This is a genomic window from Vibrio sp. Y42_MX_L11 (genome assembly GCF_024181785.1).
In the GTDB taxonomy this organism is placed as follows: domain Bacteria; phylum Pseudomonadota; class Gammaproteobacteria; order Enterobacterales; family Vibrionaceae; genus Vibrio; species Vibrio diabolicus.
On sequence record NZ_JAMZAP010000016.1, the window covers coordinates 56,306 to 75,694 of the forward strand.

15 protein-coding genes and 1 pseudogene are annotated in these 19,389 nt (G+C 44.2%); 6 read left to right on the top strand and 10 right to left on the bottom strand.

Going from position 1 to position 19,389, the window contains the following annotated elements; genetic code table 11:
* Positions 1 to 55: 55 nt before the first annotated feature.
* From NL643_RS16135 to NL643_RS16165, 7 genes and pseudogenes are all read right to left on the bottom strand, one after another.
* Positions 56 to 1,397 (bottom strand): annotated as a pseudogene (locus tag NL643_RS16135) (HlyD family type I secretion periplasmic adaptor subunit).
* A complete protein-coding gene (locus tag NL643_RS16140; RefSeq protein ID WP_253644809.1) occupies positions 1,372 to 3,090 on the bottom strand; it encodes a type I secretion system permease/ATPase in 1,719 nt (572 codons plus the stop codon). Before NL643_RS16140 ends, NL643_RS16135 begins: the two are co-directional and overlap by 26 nt.
* 152 nt (positions 3,091 to 3,242) lie before the next feature.
* Complete coding sequence (locus NL643_RS16145; RefSeq protein ID WP_005392412.1) at positions 3,243 to 3,833, bottom strand: calcium-binding protein; 591 nt, start codon at positions 3,831 to 3,833, stop codon at positions 3,243 to 3,245.
* A gap of 207 nt (positions 3,834 to 4,040) precedes the next feature.
* Positions 4,041 to 4,697 carry a LuxR C-terminal-related transcriptional regulator gene (locus NL643_RS16150; RefSeq protein ID WP_080619247.1) on the bottom strand — a complete coding sequence of 219 codons (657 nt, stop codon included), beginning with the start codon at positions 4,695 to 4,697 and terminating at the stop codon, positions 4,041 to 4,043.
* 227 nt (positions 4,698 to 4,924) lie between these two features.
* Positions 4,925 to 5,593: a LuxR C-terminal-related transcriptional regulator gene (locus NL643_RS16155; RefSeq protein ID WP_005392407.1), complete on the bottom strand. Its 669-nt coding sequence runs from the start codon at positions 5,591 to 5,593 to the stop codon at positions 4,925 to 4,927.
* 246 nt (positions 5,594 to 5,839) lie between these two features.
* Positions 5,840 to 6,040, bottom strand: coding sequence for a restriction endonuclease subunit S (locus tag NL643_RS16160; protein ID WP_005392406.1), 201 nt, complete (start codon positions 6,038 to 6,040; stop codon positions 5,840 to 5,842).
* A gap of 56 nt (positions 6,041 to 6,096) precedes the next feature.
* Positions 6,097 to 8,013, bottom strand: a complete 1,917-nt coding sequence (locus NL643_RS16165; RefSeq protein ID WP_253644810.1) for a methyl-accepting chemotaxis protein — start codon at positions 8,011 to 8,013, stop codon at positions 6,097 to 6,099.
* Positions 8,014 to 8,323: 310 nt separating this feature from the next.
* Between NL643_RS16165 and NL643_RS16170 the strand changes: the two genes are divergently transcribed.
* The 6 genes from NL643_RS16170 to NL643_RS16195 are packed head-to-tail and all read left to right on the top strand — an operon-like array spanning position 8,324 to position 15,140.
* Positions 8,324 to 9,280 (top strand): MoxR family ATPase, encoded by a 957-nt coding sequence (locus tag NL643_RS16170; protein ID WP_005392397.1) that lies wholly within the window; start codon positions 8,324 to 8,326, stop codon positions 9,278 to 9,280.
* Positions 9,281 to 9,294: 14 nt separating this feature from the next.
* The gene (locus NL643_RS16175; RefSeq protein ID WP_253644811.1) at positions 9,295 to 10,221 is read left to right on the top strand and encodes a DUF58 domain-containing protein; all 927 of its coding nucleotides are present in this window, start codon (positions 9,295 to 9,297) and stop codon (positions 10,219 to 10,221) included.
* Between the two features lie 38 nt (positions 10,222 to 10,259).
* Positions 10,260 to 10,736 (top strand): DUF4381 domain-containing protein, encoded by a 477-nt coding sequence (locus NL643_RS16180; RefSeq protein WP_047008481.1) that lies wholly within the window; start codon positions 10,260 to 10,262, stop codon positions 10,734 to 10,736.
* Positions 10,729 to 11,733, top strand: a complete 1,005-nt coding sequence (locus tag NL643_RS16185) for a VWA domain-containing protein (protein WP_253644812.1) — start codon at positions 10,729 to 10,731, stop codon at positions 11,731 to 11,733. The genes NL643_RS16180 and NL643_RS16185 overlap by 8 nt, the downstream gene beginning before the upstream one ends.
* Positions 11,726 to 13,489, top strand: a complete 1,764-nt coding sequence (locus NL643_RS16190) for a VWA domain-containing protein (protein ID WP_253644813.1) — start codon at positions 11,726 to 11,728, stop codon at positions 13,487 to 13,489. The genes NL643_RS16185 and NL643_RS16190 overlap by 8 nt, the downstream gene beginning before the upstream one ends.
* Positions 13,490 to 13,493: 4 nt before the next feature.
* Positions 13,494 to 15,140: a BatD family protein gene (locus NL643_RS16195; protein WP_253644814.1), complete on the top strand. Its 1,647-nt coding sequence runs from the start codon at positions 13,494 to 13,496 to the stop codon at positions 15,138 to 15,140.
* A 116-nt stretch (positions 15,141 to 15,256) separates the two neighbouring features.
* Here the strand turns inward: NL643_RS16195 and NL643_RS16200 are convergent, their stop codons facing one another.
* The 3 genes from NL643_RS16200 to pstA form a co-directional block, all read right to left on the bottom strand.
* A complete protein-coding gene (locus NL643_RS16200) occupies positions 15,257 to 17,380 on the bottom strand; it encodes a GGDEF domain-containing protein (RefSeq protein ID WP_253644815.1) in 2,124 nt (707 codons plus the stop codon).
* A gap of 328 nt (positions 17,381 to 17,708) precedes the next feature.
* Positions 17,709 to 18,458, bottom strand: a complete 750-nt coding sequence (gene pstB / locus NL643_RS16205) for a phosphate ABC transporter ATP-binding protein PstB (protein ID WP_005397884.1) — start codon at positions 18,456 to 18,458, stop codon at positions 17,709 to 17,711.
* Positions 18,459 to 18,518: 60 nt separating this feature from the next.
* On the bottom strand, positions 18,519 to 19,382 hold the full coding sequence (gene pstA / locus NL643_RS16210) for a phosphate ABC transporter permease PstA (protein ID WP_005397882.1): 864 nt from the start codon (positions 19,380 to 19,382) through the stop codon (positions 18,519 to 18,521).
* Positions 19,383 to 19,389: the final 7 nt, after the last annotated feature.

Below are 19,389 nucleotides of genomic sequence, written 5' to 3' on the forward strand. Positions count from 1 at the left end.
TAACCATAACAAATTATTTTGTCAGTTGTCCGTGTTCACTCAAGTACTTTTGAGATTACTCCTCTCTAAAAGCGCGATTCATGCTTTCAGTGATTGGCTTTATTAAATAACTTAAAGGCGTTCGCGGTTCAGATAAAATAAGCACTTCCGCGTTCATTCCTGAAGTTAAGCGGTGTTTGGCTACATCTTCTTGCGAAATTGCAATTCTAGCGAGGTAAAAATCCTCTTGGTTTTCTTGTGAAAGCTTATCCGCAGAAATCGTTAACACCGTGCCGTCTAATGGTGCCAACGTTCTAGCATTCAGAGCGGTCAGACGAACATGCGCCTGCTGACCTGGGTTAACTAAATCGATATCCTGGGGATTCACGCGAGCCTCGACTAACAACTTATCGTCTTGAGGAACCAACTCTAATAGCGTTTCACCCGAACCAATCACACCTTTTTCGGTAAACACCTGCATGTTGACCACACGGCCTGCAATAGGTGCATTGATGGTTGTTCTCGCTACAATATCTTGGGCTGAGCGATACTCTTCACGGATAGCGACGATTTCCTTTTTGGTGTTTCGTAGCTCCTCGACAATCTCATTCAGTCTTTCAAGCTTCAACTCTTCAATTTGCGCTTGGTTTTCATCCAACCTTTTGCTTACTGTGAGTGATTGTCTGTCTAACTGACTTAAGGTACTCCGCACTTCCGCCGCAAGACGTTTGAGTTGAAGTAAGGTGGATTTACCCGAAAAGCCTTTTTGAACTAGAGCTTGGTTACTGTCTATTTCTTCGGCGATAAAATTGAGTCTTTCTCTCTCAATTACTTTGGTTTGCTGGAGGTTTTCCAGCTCCAAATTTGCCCCAGAAATACTCTGCTCAATGATGCTCAGCTTACTATCAAAGAATCGCTTTCTCGCTTCAAAGATCTTGTTTTGAACCAGTTGAGCTTCTTGGACGATATCGACGCGAGGAATACTTTCAAGATCATCAGACCATACGATCGTTGGCAATTCATCTAGTTCTGCACTTAGACGGTTTTCCTTCGCTAGAGTATGAATAAACTGACCACTTAATGAATCCAACTTCGCCATAGCTTGTCGCTTAGAGAGTTGAATTAATAATTGACCTTTTTCAACTAAGTCCCCCCTCCTGCACGTACAGCTTTTCAATAATGCCGCCTTCTAGATGTTGAATTTCTTGGCGCTTAGTGAGAACAGACAAATCGCCATAAGCAATCGCAGCACTCTCTAATTTCGCTGTCGCAGCCCAGTAGCCTAGACCGCCAAGAAAAACACTTAGCGTCACCACACCAAGTAAAATTGGCTTTCGAAAGCTTAGTTTCGCTTGCGGACTAAAACGATAAACGGTTTCAGACGGATGCTGATTAACGGCTGGCAGTTGATTGCTCATTTCTTACCCTTGGAATATCTGTTCTTTCTTCGCCCATCAAGCGTTTTAATACTTCATCTTTATCACCGTATAATTTGACTCGACCTTCAGCCAAATACAGCAATCTATCCATTTGTCGTAATGTACTCGGATTATGGGCAATGACGATAATCGTTGATCCTTGCGCCTTTAAATGGGCAATCAAACGTTGATATGCAGCCTCTCCTTCACCATCAAGGTTGGCATTAGCTTCATCGAAAATCACAATAGATGGATCGCCATAAACGGCCCTTGCAAGTGCGATTCTCTGCCTTTCTCCTCCAGATAAACCACGGCCATTTTCGCCAATAACGAAATCATAGCCTTTGTTTTTCTTGAGTATTAATTCATGACATCCTGCTAGTTGCGCCGCCTTGATGACTTTAGCGGGGTCTTCCTCTTTGAAGCGCGCGATGTTCTCCCGAATTGTGCCAGGAAACAGCTCTACTTCTTGAGCGAGATAACCAAAATGGGCGCCGCGATCTTCCGATGCCCAAGTAGACACTTCCATACCATCAAGCGTAACCTTACCTGCTAATGGCTTGATCGTACCTAATAACAACCGAGCAAACGTCGATTTACCAGTACCAGAAGGGCCAATAACTCCGACAGCGACTCCGGGAGGAATAGATAAGCTGATCGATGAGAGTACAGGCTCTGTTGTGCCAGGATGGCGATAAGCAAGTCCAGTAAGTTCATAGTGTCCTTTTGGCTTTGGCAGTGGCATATTCGATTCATCTTGACGCACGATTGCGTCGATTTCTTTTAGCCGTTTATACGCGCCTTTAGCAGACATAGCACTTCGCCATGTACCAATCGCCTGCTCCATCGGTGAGAGTGCCCGACTCATTAAAATGGAACTCGCGATCATCGCTCCCGCAGTAATCTCATGTTGGATCACTAACCATGCTCCGCCTCCCAGCAAAAAGATCTGTAGTGAACCACGTACAAACTTAGAAAAGTTAGCCATGTAAATGGACTTACCTGCCACTCGCTCTTCGAGCACATTGACTTCATTCACGCGCGACTGCCATTTCTCTAAAAACGCGTTCATCATCCCCATCGCAAGAATTGAATTGGCATTTTGCGTGGCTAGCTCGGCGTTGTTGATATGAGAGATCGCCCTAACTTCACTTTCTTGCATGGTTTTACGCGTCATTAGCTCATTGAGTAGCCCGAGACTAAACAATACGATAGACCCGAGTAACGCGATGTGACCCAATACTGGGTGCAATAAATATACGAACAAAATAAACAGCGGTGTCCAAGGCGCATCCAATAGTGGATAGGGTGCTTGGCTGCTCAAAAAGCTTTTGATGTTCTGAATGTCTCGCAGCGTTTGCGAGGTGTAACTCTTCCCTGTGTGCGATTGGTATTGAATGCTGCGCTTAAGCATAAAAGTGGACAGTTTGGTGTCCATCCAATAACCAAATGATTTACTCATTTGCGCGCGAGCGATATCAATAATCGACATGGTTAGTAACGCGACAATCACGATAATAGTGAGCAAAAGTAGAGTATCGGTTGAATAGGAGGATATCACTCGGTTGTACACTTGAAGCATGTACAAGGGAATCGAGAGGACTAGTATGTTGATAAAAAGGCTAAAAGCGATTAGCAAGCCCGCAAGCGTGCATAGTTTTTGTCTCACTTCTTTGAAAACCGTTTTTTGCACGATTATTTCCGTTTAAATTGAAAATGTAGGCGCTAGCAAAAGCTAGCACCTAACTTAAGACAGCCTCAAATACACTCTAGAATAACCGAGTTAGTTCACCTCAGCGTGACAGAGCCACACAAACTAATCCCATTCTGAGTGATTTAGGTCATTTAGATTGCAAATAAATCCGCACCGTAAGTATTGATGTCAGTTTCGGTAACGCCAATGAGTTTCACGGTTAGATCAGCACCATCGGTAAACACGGCATTACCTACAGCATCATAGCTAAAGCTTAAATCACCGAAGTCTGTGACCGAGTCGCTAATAATGTGCAAAGAATCTTCACCAATGGTGAAATCCACAACTTTTGCTTCGCCATGGCCACCAAACTTATCCGTGAACACAAACTTATCGCCATTGCTGCCGCCAACTAGAACATTATCACCAGAACCAGCTACAAGAATATCTTCACCGACGCCGCCATTTAGTTTGTTGTCACCCAACAAACCCAAAAGCAAATCATTACCTGTACCACCGCCGAGGTAATCGTTTCCTGTACCAGCCCTTAGGATGTCATCACCAGCACCACCAGTTAGGCGATCATCACCGTCGCCGCCGATCACATAATCGTTACCGCCACCGCCAACAAACGAATCATTACCACCAAAACCAATAAACAAGTCATCGCCGCCATCGAAATCAGCAAATTGGTTATTTACACCTGCATCGCCTAGATACGTGTCATTGTCACTTGTGCTCATTTTTATTCCCTCTTGTCTTAATAATTGAATAGACCTTTTATTCTATGTCTGAGTAGATTTGTAACAGACATGAGAAGTCTAATAGTCAACCGAATAGGAATAAGTTTGAATATGGGATGATATTTCAGACTGACATTTTAATAATAAATATAAAACTTAGTACTTTATAGAGTATTTTCTTTTTATTACAGTAAGTTAATACTAGTACTACAAATTTCGCCTAGCCCAACTTGTTGCTTGCGTACGGTTCTTTACTTCTAACTTTCTAAAAATATTGTATAGATGTGATTTAATAGTATGCTCACTGATAAATAAAGAATCAGCAATTTCCATATTTGAGCCTCCTTCTTTCAACATTTTTAAAACTTGAATTTCACGCCGAGTAAGCTCTACCTCGATAGCAGGCTCAATAATGCTATTCGCTTCTTTTCCTCGATAATAATTAACCAGCTGATCCAGTAATCTTCGAGACAGCCAATTATCCCCTTTTATTATTGCTTTTAACCCCTGACACACCTTGTCCATGGAGTCTCCCGGACCGAATATACCCTTTACATGCGGCCATGAGGCGAGTTCTTCTGTGTCTAAGTCATAACCTAAATTAAGCATTATGGTTCCTAGCACTTTATTACTATCTTTTAAATAAACTAAAGTTTCGGATGGAATCTCAACTGAAAAATCAACAAGCAAAAAGTAGCGTTCCGGAATGAGTTCGTGATAGCTAGGGTTTTTAGTATCTATGATCGTTATTTTAGTTTCTATATTTTTAGAAAGCATTTCCTTAAAGTTTTCACTCTGTAAACTTTGTTGAGTGAGCATTAGGACTTCAGGCTTTTCCATATACTGTTCCATAATGTTTCTCATACTTTCAGTGACTTAACATTCTTAAATTAGTCGTTAATCGTCCACACTTAGTGTGATATGTAAGTGCTAGTCCACAGAGTAAAGTTATTTGCTACTTTTTTAAATTCCAAAGTTATTAAAAAGAGAATCAAAAAAGTGTTTCTCATAAAAGAAACACTTTTAACACATTTAGGTCACAGTAATGATTAAGAATTCACTAAATTAAATAACGCAATATTTCAAGGACATTACACTGTTAACGAGTTATCCGAAATATTTTCTTTCGCCCAAATAAGTGCTTGGACTCTATTTTTTACTTCAATCTTCTTGAAAATATTGTGTAAATGAGTCTTTACCGTATTCTCGCTCACAAATAGTTGTTCGGCAATTTGTTGATTGGAAGCCCCCATAGAGAGAAAGGTAATTATTTGTTGCTCTCGTTTGGTCAAAATAGCGGGAACATTCTTATTTATAGGTTTGCAGTGGCGACGAAGGTGAGTAATGTATTGCTGAGAAAACTTACGGCTGAACCACATATCCCCCTGAAGTACCTTACCAATCCCAACTTGCAGCGTTTTTATATCATCAGAGGTATAGAAAATACCTGCTAGAGTACGCCAAGCAAAAAGATCTTCAGTTGAAATGGATTGATCACAATTAATTAAGATTTCGAGCGTATCTTTCTGTTGCGACTCTTTAAACTCCGAATAACGCCGAAATATTTCATCAGTGATCACGCTGCAATCAACAATAATGGCTGACGCTAAAGGCGAATCTAACGCTCCTTGAATAAGAGAGTCTGGTGTGATTAGAGCAACACTAATACCGAGTTTGGTCTCCAATACATCTTTCAGCAGAGATGACTGCAGACTGCCCTCCGTGATTAAAATGACATTTCTTGTTTTTTGTTGCTCCATCCTGATCGCATTCCCTTGGTCGCTTTTATTGAAATACGCAATAGATTTAGATAGAGCGGTAGTCTTGTCAAGTATGAAAATAACTAGTACTAATTAATAACTCATTGAAGTGTCAATAATTTTTAAGTGGCAAGTATGTAAGGGGTATTAGCATTTTTCAGGCATTAAAAAGGGAGCATACACTCCCTTTTTGTATTTGAGTTGGTGATTTTGTCGCGCCCGTTAGAGCCGAAACCTCACCCTAGCTTAGTGAACTGGAACAGAGTTTTTTTGGTTAAATTTACCAAAGTGTTGCTCTAACACTTCTGGCGTCAACTTACCTTCTGCTTCCAGCTTTTTTAGCTCAGCGACGATCGCTTTTTGCTCTTCTAGCGACGGCAGTTTTACTTCTGGCTCCTGAGCGGCTTCCTGAGAAATCTGCTCTAGTTCTTTTTCGAAGTCATTCATAGTACTTACCTAAATTTAGTTAGTGAACTTTTAAACTTCGGCTATTCTATCCAACTCTATAGCTTGAAGCTACCAACCATCTTGTCCAGACGTGAAGAGAGCGCTTGAAGATCACGACTTGCATCCGCCAGTTCTTCTGCCGTTGCCGTTGTCATTTCATTGATCGCGTTGATTTCTTCAATGTTTTGGTTAATGGTATGCACTACAGTGGATTGCTCTTCCGTCGCCGTCGCAACTTGCGTATTACGATCAGAGATGTCTGTAATTCGCTCAGAAATATTGACTAACACTTCCACTGCTTCATCGGTTGAAGCGACCCCTTCAATAGTGACCGCTTTACCCGCTTCCATCGCACTTACCGCATCTTGTGCGTCACTTTGAAGTTGGTTGATCATCCGTTGGATCTCTTCTGTTGAATCAGCCGTGCGTGACGCTAGGTTTCTTACCTCATCAGCAACAACCGCAAAACCACGTCCCTGCTCACCAGCACGAGCAGCCTCAATTGCAGCGTTTAGCGCAAGTAAATTCGTTTGCTCAGAGATGTCACGAATTACACCCAGAATCGAGCCAATATCTTTGGTTGTCGATGCCAACTGCGTAACAACAATATTGGTTGTTTCAACATCATCGGCTAGGCGGCTGATCACCTCTTTTGCTTTCATCACAACTTCTCGACCAGTTTGAGTGTTATCTGAAGCCTGATTTGCCGTATCAGCAGCGGTAGCAGCGTTCGATGCAATTTCACTGATGGTCGCACCCATTTGGTTGATAGCTGCAACTACTTGAATGGTTTGATCACGCTGCTCTTGGCTGTTGTCGTGTGTGGATGTTGCTTTCGTTGACACACTTTCTGCCGCTTGACTTAATGAGCCACTGGTTAAAGCAACCTCTTTCATCGTGGCATGAATCTTCTCAATAAATCCATTAAAGCCTTTTGAAAGCTGAGCAATTTCATCATTACCCTTAATTTCAATACGCTGCGCCAAATCGCCTTCACCTTGCCCAAGGTCGGTAAAACGATCGGCAATCAGTCGGATTGGTTTCGTAATGCTGTTTGCTAACCATACGCCCATGAGGATGAATACAACGGCAACAATGATGGTCGTAAACAGCATTTTTTTAGCTGTCGCATTCAGGTCTGCGAATACTTCATCAACGGGAACCACGCCAATAACAAACCAGTTCATTGAAGGAACATACAAACTAGAAACAAAAGTATCCTGCCCTTCAAACTCCACATTAATTAGGTTGAAGCTATTTTTGTTCAACAGCGCACTTGCGTCACTACCAAATAGTTTAGTGATAGAAGTTTGGTTCTTACCTTGTTGGCGGTGTATTTGAATCTGGCCTTGTTCATTAGTGAGGAACACGTAACCCGTATCTTCAATTTTAAACCCATTGAGCAAAGTAACCATGTCTCCCATAGATTTAGAGAGACCTGACATTGATGTACCATTAAGATCTTGGAAATTGGCAAACATTTTCACTTCGCCATTTGCCTCTTGGAACACACTCACGGACGTTTCTTGACCAGACGACGTAAATCCAAAGAACCAAGCATCTTGCGTTCGGTTAAGTTGACGTAAGAATCCGTTTTGATTCCAGTAATATGCCGTTTGACGATTCGCTACCGACGCATCATTAAGACCATACTGTGATTTAACGTTATTGAGCTGCTGAACCAACTGAACTTCTACTGACGGATCACGGTCTGTATTAGATAGGGCTTCAACAATAAATTCGTTTGTAGCCAGCTGTTTTGCCGCTTGTTGCATTTCGACAACTTCGCGGTCAATTTCGGTATTGATTTGCTGCAACATCGCAGGTAGCTCGATGTCAATAAGACGATGGCTCAATACATCTCTCGCATGACGCTGAGCCATAACACCAACGATTATTGTTGATGCTAAAACAGCAAACGTAATACCAAGTACAACCTTCTGTTTGATGCTCAAGGAATGAAGTTTCAACATATTCGGACCTTTTAAAAGAATCACTTGTTATTGGCCCCATAAGGGGAATCTGGTGCATATCTCATGACACGCACATCACAGAAACTTTATCGGCTCACATATACAAAACTAGAGGCATTTCTCACTATATTATGAAAAATAAATGTAACGCTCTGTCAGATAAGAACTTTCAGTGATAGCAAGTACTTGCAATTCTCTGCAGCGTCCCAATATTGAAAAGATAAATTGCGAAAGCGCATTGGAACTTTTTCCATCTGGAAAATGACCAATACTCAACACAAAAATCAAATGGATATCGAGAGTCCAAAGCATGCATAAATCTAACTTCGAAACTCTTCAGCAATACCTAGAGTCGCAGATCATTGGTCAGCAAGATCTAGTCAAACAACTGCTTGTTGCCCTTTTGGCAGATGGACATATTTTGGTTGAGGGCCCTCCTGGGCTGGCAAAAACCCGTGCAGTAAAATCACTCTCAGATTGTGTTGAAGGCGACTTCCACCGAATTCAGTTTACCCCTGACTTGCTGCCAGCCGATTTAACCGGCACCGATATCTTCCGCCCCGAAACCGGAGAGTTCACTTTCCAATCTGGTCCTATCTTCAATTCTCTTATCCTTGCGGATGAGATAAACCGTGCACCGGCCAAAGTACAAGCAGCGATGCTTGAAGCAATGGCAGAGAAACAAGTCACAGCAGGTCGCCATACTTACCCGTTGCCAGAGTTGTTTTTGGTCATGGCGACTCAAAACCCGATTGAACAAGAAGGGACTTATCCACTACCTGAAGCGCAGCTAGATCGCTTTTTATTACATTTAGAAGTGGAATACCCAGATGCGGAACATGAGCTATCTATCTTGCGTATTAACCGCGGTGAAGCAAAAGGCGAAACTACCGTCGAGCGCCCAATGTTAAGCCAACAAGATATATTCACTGCGCGTAAAGAAGTGTTGGATATTCATATGGCCGAAACGATAGAGCAGTACATCGTCCGTTTAGTTATGGCAACACGTCGAGCCAGCGAATATGACACTGAGCTGGATAAGTGGTTGTCAATGGGCGTTAGTCCACGTGCCACCATCGCTCTGGATCGTTGTGCCCGTGCGCACGCTTGGCTTGCAGGTCGTGATTTTGTGTCCCCAGAAGATGTTCAAACCATGGCTTATCCGGTTTTGCGCCACCGTTTATTACTGAGTTACCACGCTCAAGCGGAAGGCATTACAGCAAACCAAGTCATTGATAAGCTGCTAAACCTCGTTGGCAGTGCATAAGACGAGGGAGTGATATGTCCACAACGCATCCACTGCCACCTCATGCGAATGGGGTGACATTAACCCTTGAAGAGCTGCTGCAATACCGCACTCAATCTGTACGTTGGTTGCCACCAGCACAAAGTATCTGGTCGCAAATGAGCGGTAACCATACCAGCCGCCAAAAAGGGCGAGGTATGGATTTTATGGAAGTACGCCAATACCAACCTGGCGATGATATCCGCAGTATTGATTGGCGGGTAACTGCTCGAACAGGGAAAGCGCACACAAAGTTATTTGCAGAAGACAAAGAGCAAGCTGTGATTCTTTACCTTGACCTGAGCTCTAGCCTGCATTTTGGGTCTAAGTATATGCTTAAGTCGGTTCAATTGGCTCACTTTGCCAGCGTGTTGATTTGGCTCACTTTGGCTAAAAAGGATCGCATCGGTGCGGTGATTGACGATGGACATCAATGTTTTGAGTTTCGCCCTTCCTCTCTACAAAAACAGGGGCTGCGGATTCTTAATGCTATCGTCGATACACATAACGCGCAGGTGGCTCGTACTGCCAACAACGAGGCTCGTACACTGCCGTATACTCAGGTGTTAGAAACACTTCATACACTGACACCTAAGGGCAGCGAACTGATTATGCTCAGCGACTTTGCCCACATAAGCGCGGCAGAGTTGACGCAGTTACGTCGACTAAAACAGCACAACAGTGTGAGGGCTATTCAGTTTTATGACCCTTTAGAAAGAGGTGAAACAAACTTTAGAGGTCAAGTAAAAGCCTCGGATGGACAACGTAGTCAATGGTTCAACTTTGGCTCCAAGGGCCAAAGAAAGGAACTCGAAACACACTTTACTCAACACCAAGAAACCATTCAACAGCAATGCCATTCGATGGCGATTCCATTTAACACGCTATCAAGTGGTTGGCCCTTGATTTCACAATTAAGCTAACAAACAGTACAAGCAGCATTTATTAAGCAGTAATAATAATGACAACAAACAACCAAAGCCTAGACCTTGAACCTCTGATTTTACCAAACGCTCCGGATTGGTTTCCGCTCGCTTGGGGATGGTGGGCAGTGCTTGCGGCCACCGTACTTTTCGTTTTCAGCATTTATCTTTATACGAAATGGCGTAAAAAACGCCTACGCGCGCAAAAGGCAGCCTTAAAACTTTTAACTCAATCTGTCACACCTCATACCCCTTCCTCTGCTCTAGAAATATTGCGTCAGGCGGCATTGAGTTACTTTCCACGTGAAGAAATCGCGCCATTAACTGGAATCGCTTGGTATGAATTTCTCGATAGCCATACCAAAGAAACTCGATTCGTAGACAAACAACATCAGTGGCAAGAAGCGCTGTATCAGAAATCCTCTCAAGAAAATCATCAAAGCTTGGTCGATGATTGTGTCTTTTGGATAACTCACGCTTTGCCACCAAAGAAAAAGGCAAATAACCGTGACTGAGCAAACACTCATAACCGATCTTGCCCAATGGCTAAACATTGAATTTGTCTGGTGGTGGGCACTATTTTTGCTGCCTGTCCCCTGGCTGGTATACAAGCTCCTGCCACAAGAATCTCAACAAGCCGAGATCAAATTGGCGTACTTACCAGCTAATGAGAATGGCAGCAAGCCTAAGCAAGCCCTGCAAAAATCACTATCAGTGGCGATCTGGGTTCTTCTTATCATTGCTTGTGCGCGTCCAGTTTGGTTTGGTGATCCAGTTGAGTTCCAACCCAAATACCGGGACTTGATGTTAGTCGTCGACCTATCTGGCTCGATGCAGCAAGAAGACATGGAGCTCAACGGCGAATACATTGACCGCCTCACCGCTGTAAAAAAAGTTCTATCGGATTTCGTGGCAAAAAGAAAAGGTGACCGTCTCGGGGTTGTTTTGTTTGGCGATCACGCGTATTTGCAAACGCCACTCACTGCAGACCGTAAAACCGTCATGCAGCAGATTAATCAAACAGTCATCGGCTTGGTTGGTCAACGAACCGCCATTGGTGATGGTATTGGTCTAGGCACGAAAACTTTTGTAGACAGTGATGCTCCGCAACGAGTCATGATTTTGCTTAGTGACGGCAGCAATACTGCCGGTGTGCTCGAACCGCTCGAAGCAGCGGAAATTGCAAAAAAATACAATGCGACCATTTACACCGTAGGCGTAGGTGCTGGTGAAATGATGGTGAAAGAGTTTTTCATGACTCGCAAGGTTAACACCGCAGCCTACTTGGATGAGCAAACACTAACTAAAGTGGCAGAGATGACTGGTGGACAATATTTTCGGGCGCGAGATACTGAACAGCTCGAAAAGATCTACGACACGATCAACCAGCTCGAGCCCGTGTCAAGCGACACGCAAACTTGGCGTCCGCAGTCAGAATGGTTCCCATACCCATTAAGCGCTGCATTCGTACTGTCGGTATTTTTATTCCTACTGAGGAGAAAACATGGCTGAGTTTATTTTCCTTAACCCTTATTGGCTTTTGGGGCTTATCGCAATCCCTATTGCGCTCTTGCTCAATCACAAATTTAGAGCAAAAAAATCGACACTGATTGCCCCTCACCTAGCTAAAGTGCTCGGACAAAACACGCAGTCCAAACACTATTTTATTCTCTGGGGCGTAGCTTGGGCGATTGCCTGTATTGCGCTAGCGGGACCAAGCTGGCAATCCAACGCTCGCCCAAGCTTTGAGTTAAACCAAAACCGCATTTTAGTGCTTGATATGTCTCGCTCGATGTTCGCTACGGACATCAAGCCTAATCGACTCGCGCAAACACGTTATAAGGCGCTGGACTTACTTCCTAAATGGAAAGAAGGGGCTACGGGTCTTATTGCTTACGCTGGCGATGCCTATAACTTAAGTCCACTGACGACTGATTCCAGTACGCTTGCCGTCATTATCGAGAATTTGTCACCAGAGCTAATGCCTTTTCAAGGGGCAAACCTGCCTTCCGCAATTGAATTAGCGCTCAACCAGTTCTCTCAAGCAGGTGTGCAACAAGGCGACATCATCGTGTTAGCTGATGACCTTGATGAGTCAGAACTGTCTCGGACGTTGAATTTGGTCGAAGGTAAAAACATTCGCATCTCAGTTCTCGCAGTAGGAACCGCTAATGGCGCTCCCATCGCCCTACCCGATGGTTCTCTTTTAAAAACTGCACAAGGCACAACAGTCGTAGCGAAAACAAATCTGAAGAATTTACAAATACTAGCAAAGAAAACAGGTGGAATTTTTGTTCCTATTCAGCACACCAATCGCGATGTTGAGAACATTTCAGCCTTTACGAACAACGTTGGCAGTCAACTTTCGGCCAAGCAGAGTGAAGAAGTGAGCACTGACTCTCGCTTAAACGGTGGCTTTTGGTTGCTGCCGCTGTTACTTCTGCCTGCAGCTTTACTGTTCCGACGCGGCCTGATTTGGATGTTTGTGGCAACAATAATACCGATGACTTGGACACAACACGCCGAAGCAAATCCGTTCTTAAATGCCGACCAACGAGGAGCGGAACTCTACAAGCAAGGTGAGTACGAACAGGCGCAAAACCTATTTACAAACCCAAGCTGGAAAGGAGCCGCCAGTTACCAAAAAGGTGACTACGAAGCCGCTATCGAAGCATTTTCTCATGACGCCTCTCCTAACGGCCGCTATAACCTTGCCAACTCTCTGGCGCAAAATGGTCAATTAGAAGAAGCAGCAGAGCTTTATAAAAAACTGCTTGAAGAAAAGCCCAACTTTGAAGCTGCAAAGAAAAACTTGTCGGTTGTGGAACAGAAGCTGAAACAGCAACAGCAACAGCAACAGCAACAGCAACAGCAACAGCAACAGCAACAGCAACAGCAACAGCAACAGCAACAGCAACAGCAACAGCAACAGCAACAGCAACAGCAACAGCAACAGCAACAAAAGTCTCAAAACGGTGAGAAGGAAGAGCAAGGACTACAGTCACAAAATCAGCAAGAATCTGAAAATAAAACAGAAAAGCAAAAAACAGAGCAACATCGACCGAAACGAGGTGAAAAGCAGGCTCAGGAACAAGGTGAGCCAATGCAGGCTCAAGTGCAGCCAAAAAACACGCATCGGGATGATCCTGAATTCCGTCGTCTAGAAGCAGTCGAAAGCGCTCGCGATCCAAGCTTTTTGATTCGTGCACAAATGCAGCTTCAAGCTCAACAAAAACAACCTCCACAACAATCTCAAAAGGAGTGGTAAGCCCATGATGAACAAAGGCGTACAACTGATCTTTATTCTTGTGGCCAGCCTATTATCCAGCTTCTCGGTGATGGCACAGACGCTTCAAGCAAGCGTCAATAAAACACAAGTTGCTAAGAATGAAGTGATCAACCTCAGAATCATGGCAGATACTGAGCTCAGCTCAGATGCAATTGACTTTAATGTACTTGAGAACGACTTTTTCTTGGGTCAACCTCGTTATGGGCGCTCCAGCAATAACATTAACGGAAGAAAATCTGTACGTACTGAGTGGAGTATCTCGATTGCGCCGATGAAAGAAGGTGTTCTGACTATTCCGAGCTTTTCCGCAGATGGTATGAGAACGGAGCCAATAAAGCTTCGTGTCACCGCAAGCCAAGCTGAACCCAATCTCGATAACCTATTTAGCTTTAATATCAGTGTCGACAACAGCACGCTGTACCCTCAGCAATCTGCGACATTACGTATGCAGCTTTTGATCAAAGCGGATACCCGCCGTCTTGATAACCCACAAATTGTGCCTCCACAGATTGAAGGCATGAAACTTGAAGCTATTGGTGGCTTACAGCAGGGACAAAAGATCTTAAATGGATTAGAAGTAGCGGTCATTGAACAGTCGTTTCGCTTAACGGCGAATCAGCCGGGTACTTACACCTTGATAGGTCCTAGACTGACAGGCTCTTACATTTATGGCGACAGCTTGACGGGCTCTACCAAGATCATGCCAATCAACACCAAAGCTGAGCAAATGCCTATCGAGGTAAAACCAATTCCAAGTGAATTTGAAGGGGAATGGCTTCCAGCTTCAGCGTTAGAAATGACGCAGAGCTGGCAAGACGATCAAGGTAATCCACTGTCGGTTAATGCGCTCAACACTGTCAAACAGGGCTCTTCACTCACTCGAACCATTCAAATTAAAGCTCGCGGAACACAAGCCGAATACCTTCCACGAGTAAGTATTGATTATCCAAGTTCGCTGCGGGTCTACCCAGAACAGCCTCAATTCGACAGCGCGAGAGATGGCACCGTTATCATGACAGTGAAGCAAGTCATTATCCCCACTGAGGCTGGGTCATATACCTTGCCGGGATACCATTTGAACTGGTGGGACAGCCAAAATGATGAAGCGAAAAAAGCGACGTTACCAGAGCTACAATTAGAAATAGAGCAAAGTGACACCGGGCTTATCACGTTGCCGGAATCGCCTCTGCCAACACCACCTAAGTCCGCCATCAGTCCCGAACCAAACGGTGGAGTGAACAGTCTCTGGCAAACCCTGACCTTTGTTTTCGCTGGGCTTTGGGTGGCGACGTTAGGAATCGCGATTTGGGCATGGAAGAAGCGTCCTATGACGGCGAGTAAAACGGTTTCGAATACCGAGCAACCTCTTTGCGTTGATGCGTTGAAAAAAGTCATCAATGAAGGGGACGCTGCTAAAATTGAACGCTCAGTAAACGAGTATCTAAACACTCACCGAGACAGATTAAGCCCTGGTGATGCGCAAGCCGTAAAACAAGAACTTGATGCTATGAACCAAGCGCGTTTTAGTGCCAATCAACAACCTTGGCGTCCAGACTCGCTACTGGCAAAAATTCAAAACCTTAGCAAAGCAAACGTAACGAAAACCGACCACCAGCTAGAAAAACTATAAAGCAAAATGGCAGCTCACGAGAGCTGCCATTTTTCTTGTGCGACCAAACACACTTTAACAGTTTTATCTAAAAATCAACCAAACTGTCTCAGTAACTTTGATGTTATGAGCATCACTTATTCAACAAAAGCTTGATGCTCGTACTCATATCGCCTTACGCAATTTCGACCATGGCTCTTCGCTTGATAGAGAGCCTTATCCGACAACTGGTAAAGATGGTCGAAATTAAAGTCTTTGCCTTTCGTTTTGTAGCAAGAATAACCGACTGACACAGTGAGCAACTCCCCTTCTGGGTTGTGTTGGTGTTTGATGCCTTCATCTTCAATGCATTGACGAATACGTTCCGCTCTCTGCTTTACCGCCTCTTGATCAGAGCCGATCATTAGTAACACAAACTCTTCTCCACCAATGCGACAGAAAACCTCGTCTTCACCTTTGGTATGATGATCCAAGATATGACCCACGCGCATTAGTGCGATATCCCCTTCGAGATGGCCATAGTGATTGTTAAACAAGCCAAAGTGATCAATATCAATCAGGATAAGACCAAAGGACATCGCTTCCTCACACTCTAGCGCGCAATATTTCTGCATCACATGTTCTAACATACGGCGATTGCCAAGACGTGTCAGAGGGTCAAGTTTAGAAAGCACCTCAAGCTGTCTGTTGGCTTCCTCCAACTCTTTGGTTCGGTTCTGTACTTCTAGCTCCAGGTTTTCGTTTAATCCGCGAATCGCCTCTTGCGCTTGAGTGCGCTGCAAAACCTCCGCTAGACTGGAAGCGAACATACGAATCACTTCACGTAGCTGAGAAGTCAGCGGCGCGCGCGTCAATAAGTTATCAACGGCAATAAAGGCGATGGGCCCGCTGCTATTCGAAGTCAAAACCGTCATCGCAGCCCAGCCAAAGCCGACAATATTACAGTCATGATAAATAGGAACGGATTCCTCAAATGCAACTTCACTAGGTACGGCGCGAGCTAAATTGATCAACGAAAAGTCTTGTGTCTCACCAAAGAAATAAGACTCATCCACCACATTGCCTTGAATGTCAGTCCCCCAAGTGCCTTGCATGTATGAGCAATTTTCATCGGTCAAAAACACCGCCATCCGATCAATACCAAGATTTTTGATAGCAAAAGTGACGGCCGATTTACATACATCACTGACGGTTGTACAGCGTGATAGCTCAACCATGCTTGAATGCAACATACGCACGTTCTGCTCCTGGCGCTTTCGAATGTAAATTTGTGAGAAAAGGGAGCCAAACGAGTCCAACATCTGTTTTTGATACGCTGTTATCGGCTTGCGATGAATAAAGTTATCAAGCGCGAACCAACCAAATGGCTCATTGCCATCACGTAGGATCAACATCGCGTTCCACCCCTGCCCAACCACTTTACCAGCTGTGTATATCGGCGCATCTTCCACGATCACTAGGTTGCTCTCAAGGCTTGACAGCGCAGCGATGTATTCTTCGCTCAGTTGGCGTAAATCGTATTGCGTGTGGAACTCATCAATGGTGATGCCTGATTCATCCGTGCCGTATGTTCCACTGAAACTGCGCTTTTTCATATCTAGAAGCATCAGTGTGGAGCGATCAAACCCCAACCGTTGACGTAGCGCTTCGACGGCTTTGTAATACAAATCTTTTAAGGAATCAGGGTTGGAGATCTCGAGAGCAACTTGCTGAACTAACTTCATGTTCTCGATAAAGCGCTCGCGTTGGTTAATTTCATCGACATATTGCGCTTCACGAATGTCTCTGTGTCTCATCTCTTGCGACGCATTTTTCTCGGCGCGAATGCACTGCCAACGCGCCGCTGCAAGCTGCATTGCATCATAGCTTTCTTCATAGATAATGTGTGCCGTGCGAGCATGAACAGACTGAATCAGTAGGTAGGTGCGTTTGATAGGCGTGTTATCGAGCATCATTATGTAACTATCTCCACCTAAATCTTGGGTGTGATTCCAGTTACAAGTATTGATCGCCAGAGGAATGATGCTTTCAGAAGTGTCAAACTGACTCGCCCACTCCCAGAAGCTGTCAGGATAGCTTTGGATTGGGTAAAGCTCCCCGCGAGAGAAACTCACAGAATAACGGGGATTGATTGAAGGATCTTCAAAAATGGCTAAGGCTTGAGGGGAGAACAAACTCTCTAAATGATCAAATATCGCCTCCGCTAATAAGCGATGATCCCTCGTTGAAGATACTTTTCTTGTAAAACTTCTTAAACTCACCCTACCAACCTAATCTACTTTTTTATTCTCGATAAAAAACTACTTAGGCCATCATATGCAATCAATACAATCAAATTTGAGCTGTTAAGTCATTCGCAAAATTATCAGACTTAGTTTCACATTCGAGAGCTCTTCAGCACTTTTATAACCGTATTTCACATAAGTTACATGTTCTATAAAAAGGGGGGATATTTGTGCTTCCTTGCAAGAATTATTGGTATAGGTTGGTGTTATAAATCTGCAGCTTGAAAAGAAAAAGGCCCCTCAAAAAGAGGGGCAAAGTTACCATCGCTTATAGTTATTTAGTTATGCTTGTAAATATGGCGAATTAACCGAAATCACCATTTACGTAGCCTTGAGTACGGTCATCTTGAGGGTTGCTGAAGATCACTTGAGTATCGTTATGCTCAACCAGTTCACCCATTAGGAAAAACGCAGTGCGATCAGAGATACGACGCGCTTGTTGCATTGAGTGGGTCACGATAACGATGGTGTAGTTCTTCTTTAGCTCTTCCATCAATTCTTCGATTTTATGTGTCGCAATTGGGTCAAGTGCCGACGTTGGTTCATCCATCAGAATCACATCCGGCTCCATCGCGATCGTACGAGCGATACACAGACGCTGTTGCTGACCACCCGATAGACCAAATGCGTGTGACTTCAGACGATCTTTCACTTCGTCCCAAAGTGCTGCGCCGCGTAGTGAACGCTCTACCACTTCGTCAATGTGTTTCTTGTCTTTGATACCTTGAGCACGTAGGCCGTAAGCCACGTTTTCGTAGATGCTCATCGGGAATGGGTTTGGCTTCTGGAACACCATGCCAACCTTGATGCGAAGATCCGCGACATCAATGTTGCCGTAAATGTCTTCGCCGTCCATCGCCAATTTACCCGTGATTTTCACGCCTTCGATTAGATCGTTCATGCGGTTCAAACAACGTAGAAGCGTTGATTTACCACAACCTGACGGACCGATAAGCGCCGTTACTTGGCGAACTGGAATTGGTAGGTTGATCGATTTCAGTGCTTGGTTTTCACCGTAGAATAAGTCTAGGTTTTCAATATCAAATTTGTTCATTTTCTTAATCTCTTAAATCTTGAATTCGTGTCTTTTAACGTGCGTTCTTAATTAGTGTTGTTAGTAAGTTGCGGTGTTAAAACGTCTAGCAATCAGTTTCGTTACCATGTTGATCAGAAGAACAACCACGATAAGCACTGTTGCGGTACCGTAAGCCTGATTCCATTCTTCAACGGTAAACAGTTCGGTAGTCAGTTTGTATAGGTGAACGGTTAATGTACGACCTGAATCCAATAAAGAATCCGGAATACGTGCAACCATACCTGCTGTCAGGAATACTGGAGCAGACTCACCAATGACACGACCAATACTAAGAATGACCGAGGTTAAGATACCTGGCATTGCGCTCGGAAGAATCAAACGCCAGATAGTGTAAATTTTTGAAGCGCCAAGGCCGTAAGAGCCTTCACGATACGTTTGAGGCACTGCCATTAGTGCTTCTTCCGTAGTACGGATGATCACTGGCAGAATAAGAATACTTAGAGTCAGTGCACCCGACAGAATCGAGAAGCCCAGACCAAGAATTGCCACGAAGAACGTCATACCGAATAGACCGAAGATGATCGACGGGATACCCGCCAACGACTCAGTACAGAATCGGATAATTTTTACCAATCGGCTACCGACTTTCGCGTATTCGGTTAAGTAGATTGCCGTCATGATACCCAGTGGCGCCGCTACCGCGATGGATGCGATAACCATGTAGATGGTCGAGACGATCATCGGGAAGATACCGTGCTCTTCACCAGTACGTGTGTAGTTATCAGTAATGAAGTTCCAATCTACGTGTTGTAGACCATTTGATAGGATGTACCAGATAATCCAGAACAAAAAACCTACCGTTAGTGCTGCCGAAATCCAAACCAAAGCGTTAAAGACGTTATCTTTGAACTGGCGAGCTTGTTTTAGTTTTGCGCGATCCATAATAGTC

Coding starts and splice junctions, on each gene's coding strand:
- NL643_RS16145 (WP_005392412.1), bottom strand. CDS start 3,833: ATGAGCACAAGTGACAATGACACGTATCTAGGCGATGCAGGTGTAAAT.
- NL643_RS16150 (WP_080619247.1), bottom strand. CDS start 4,697: ATGAGAAACATTATGGAACAGTATATGGAAAAGCCTGAAGTCCTAATG.
- NL643_RS16155 (WP_005392407.1), bottom strand. CDS start 5,593: ATGGAGCAACAAAAAACAAGAAATGTCATTTTAATCACGGAGGGCAGT.
- NL643_RS16160 (WP_005392406.1), bottom strand. CDS start 6,040: ATGAATGACTTCGAAAAAGAACTAGAGCAGATTTCTCAGGAAGCCGCT.
- NL643_RS16165 (WP_253644810.1), bottom strand. CDS start 8,013: ATGTTGAAACTTCATTCCTTGAGCATCAAACAGAAGGTTGTACTTGGT.
- NL643_RS16170 (WP_005392397.1), top strand. CDS start 8,324: ATGCATAAATCTAACTTCGAAACTCTTCAGCAATACCTAGAGTCGCAG.
- NL643_RS16175 (WP_253644811.1), top strand. CDS start 9,295: ATGTCCACAACGCATCCACTGCCACCTCATGCGAATGGGGTGACATTA.
- NL643_RS16180 (WP_047008481.1), top strand. CDS start 10,260: ATGACAACAAACAACCAAAGCCTAGACCTTGAACCTCTGATTTTACCA.
- NL643_RS16190 (WP_253644813.1), top strand. CDS start 11,726: ATGGCTGAGTTTATTTTCCTTAACCCTTATTGGCTTTTGGGGCTTATC.
- NL643_RS16195 (WP_253644814.1), top strand. CDS start 13,494: ATGATGAACAAAGGCGTACAACTGATCTTTATTCTTGTGGCCAGCCTA.
- pstB (WP_005397884.1), bottom strand. CDS start 18,458: ATGAACAAATTTGATATTGAAAACCTAGACTTATTCTACGGTGAAAAC.
- pstA (WP_005397882.1), bottom strand. CDS start 19,382: ATGGATCGCGCAAAACTAAAACAAGCTCGCCAGTTCAAAGATAACGTC.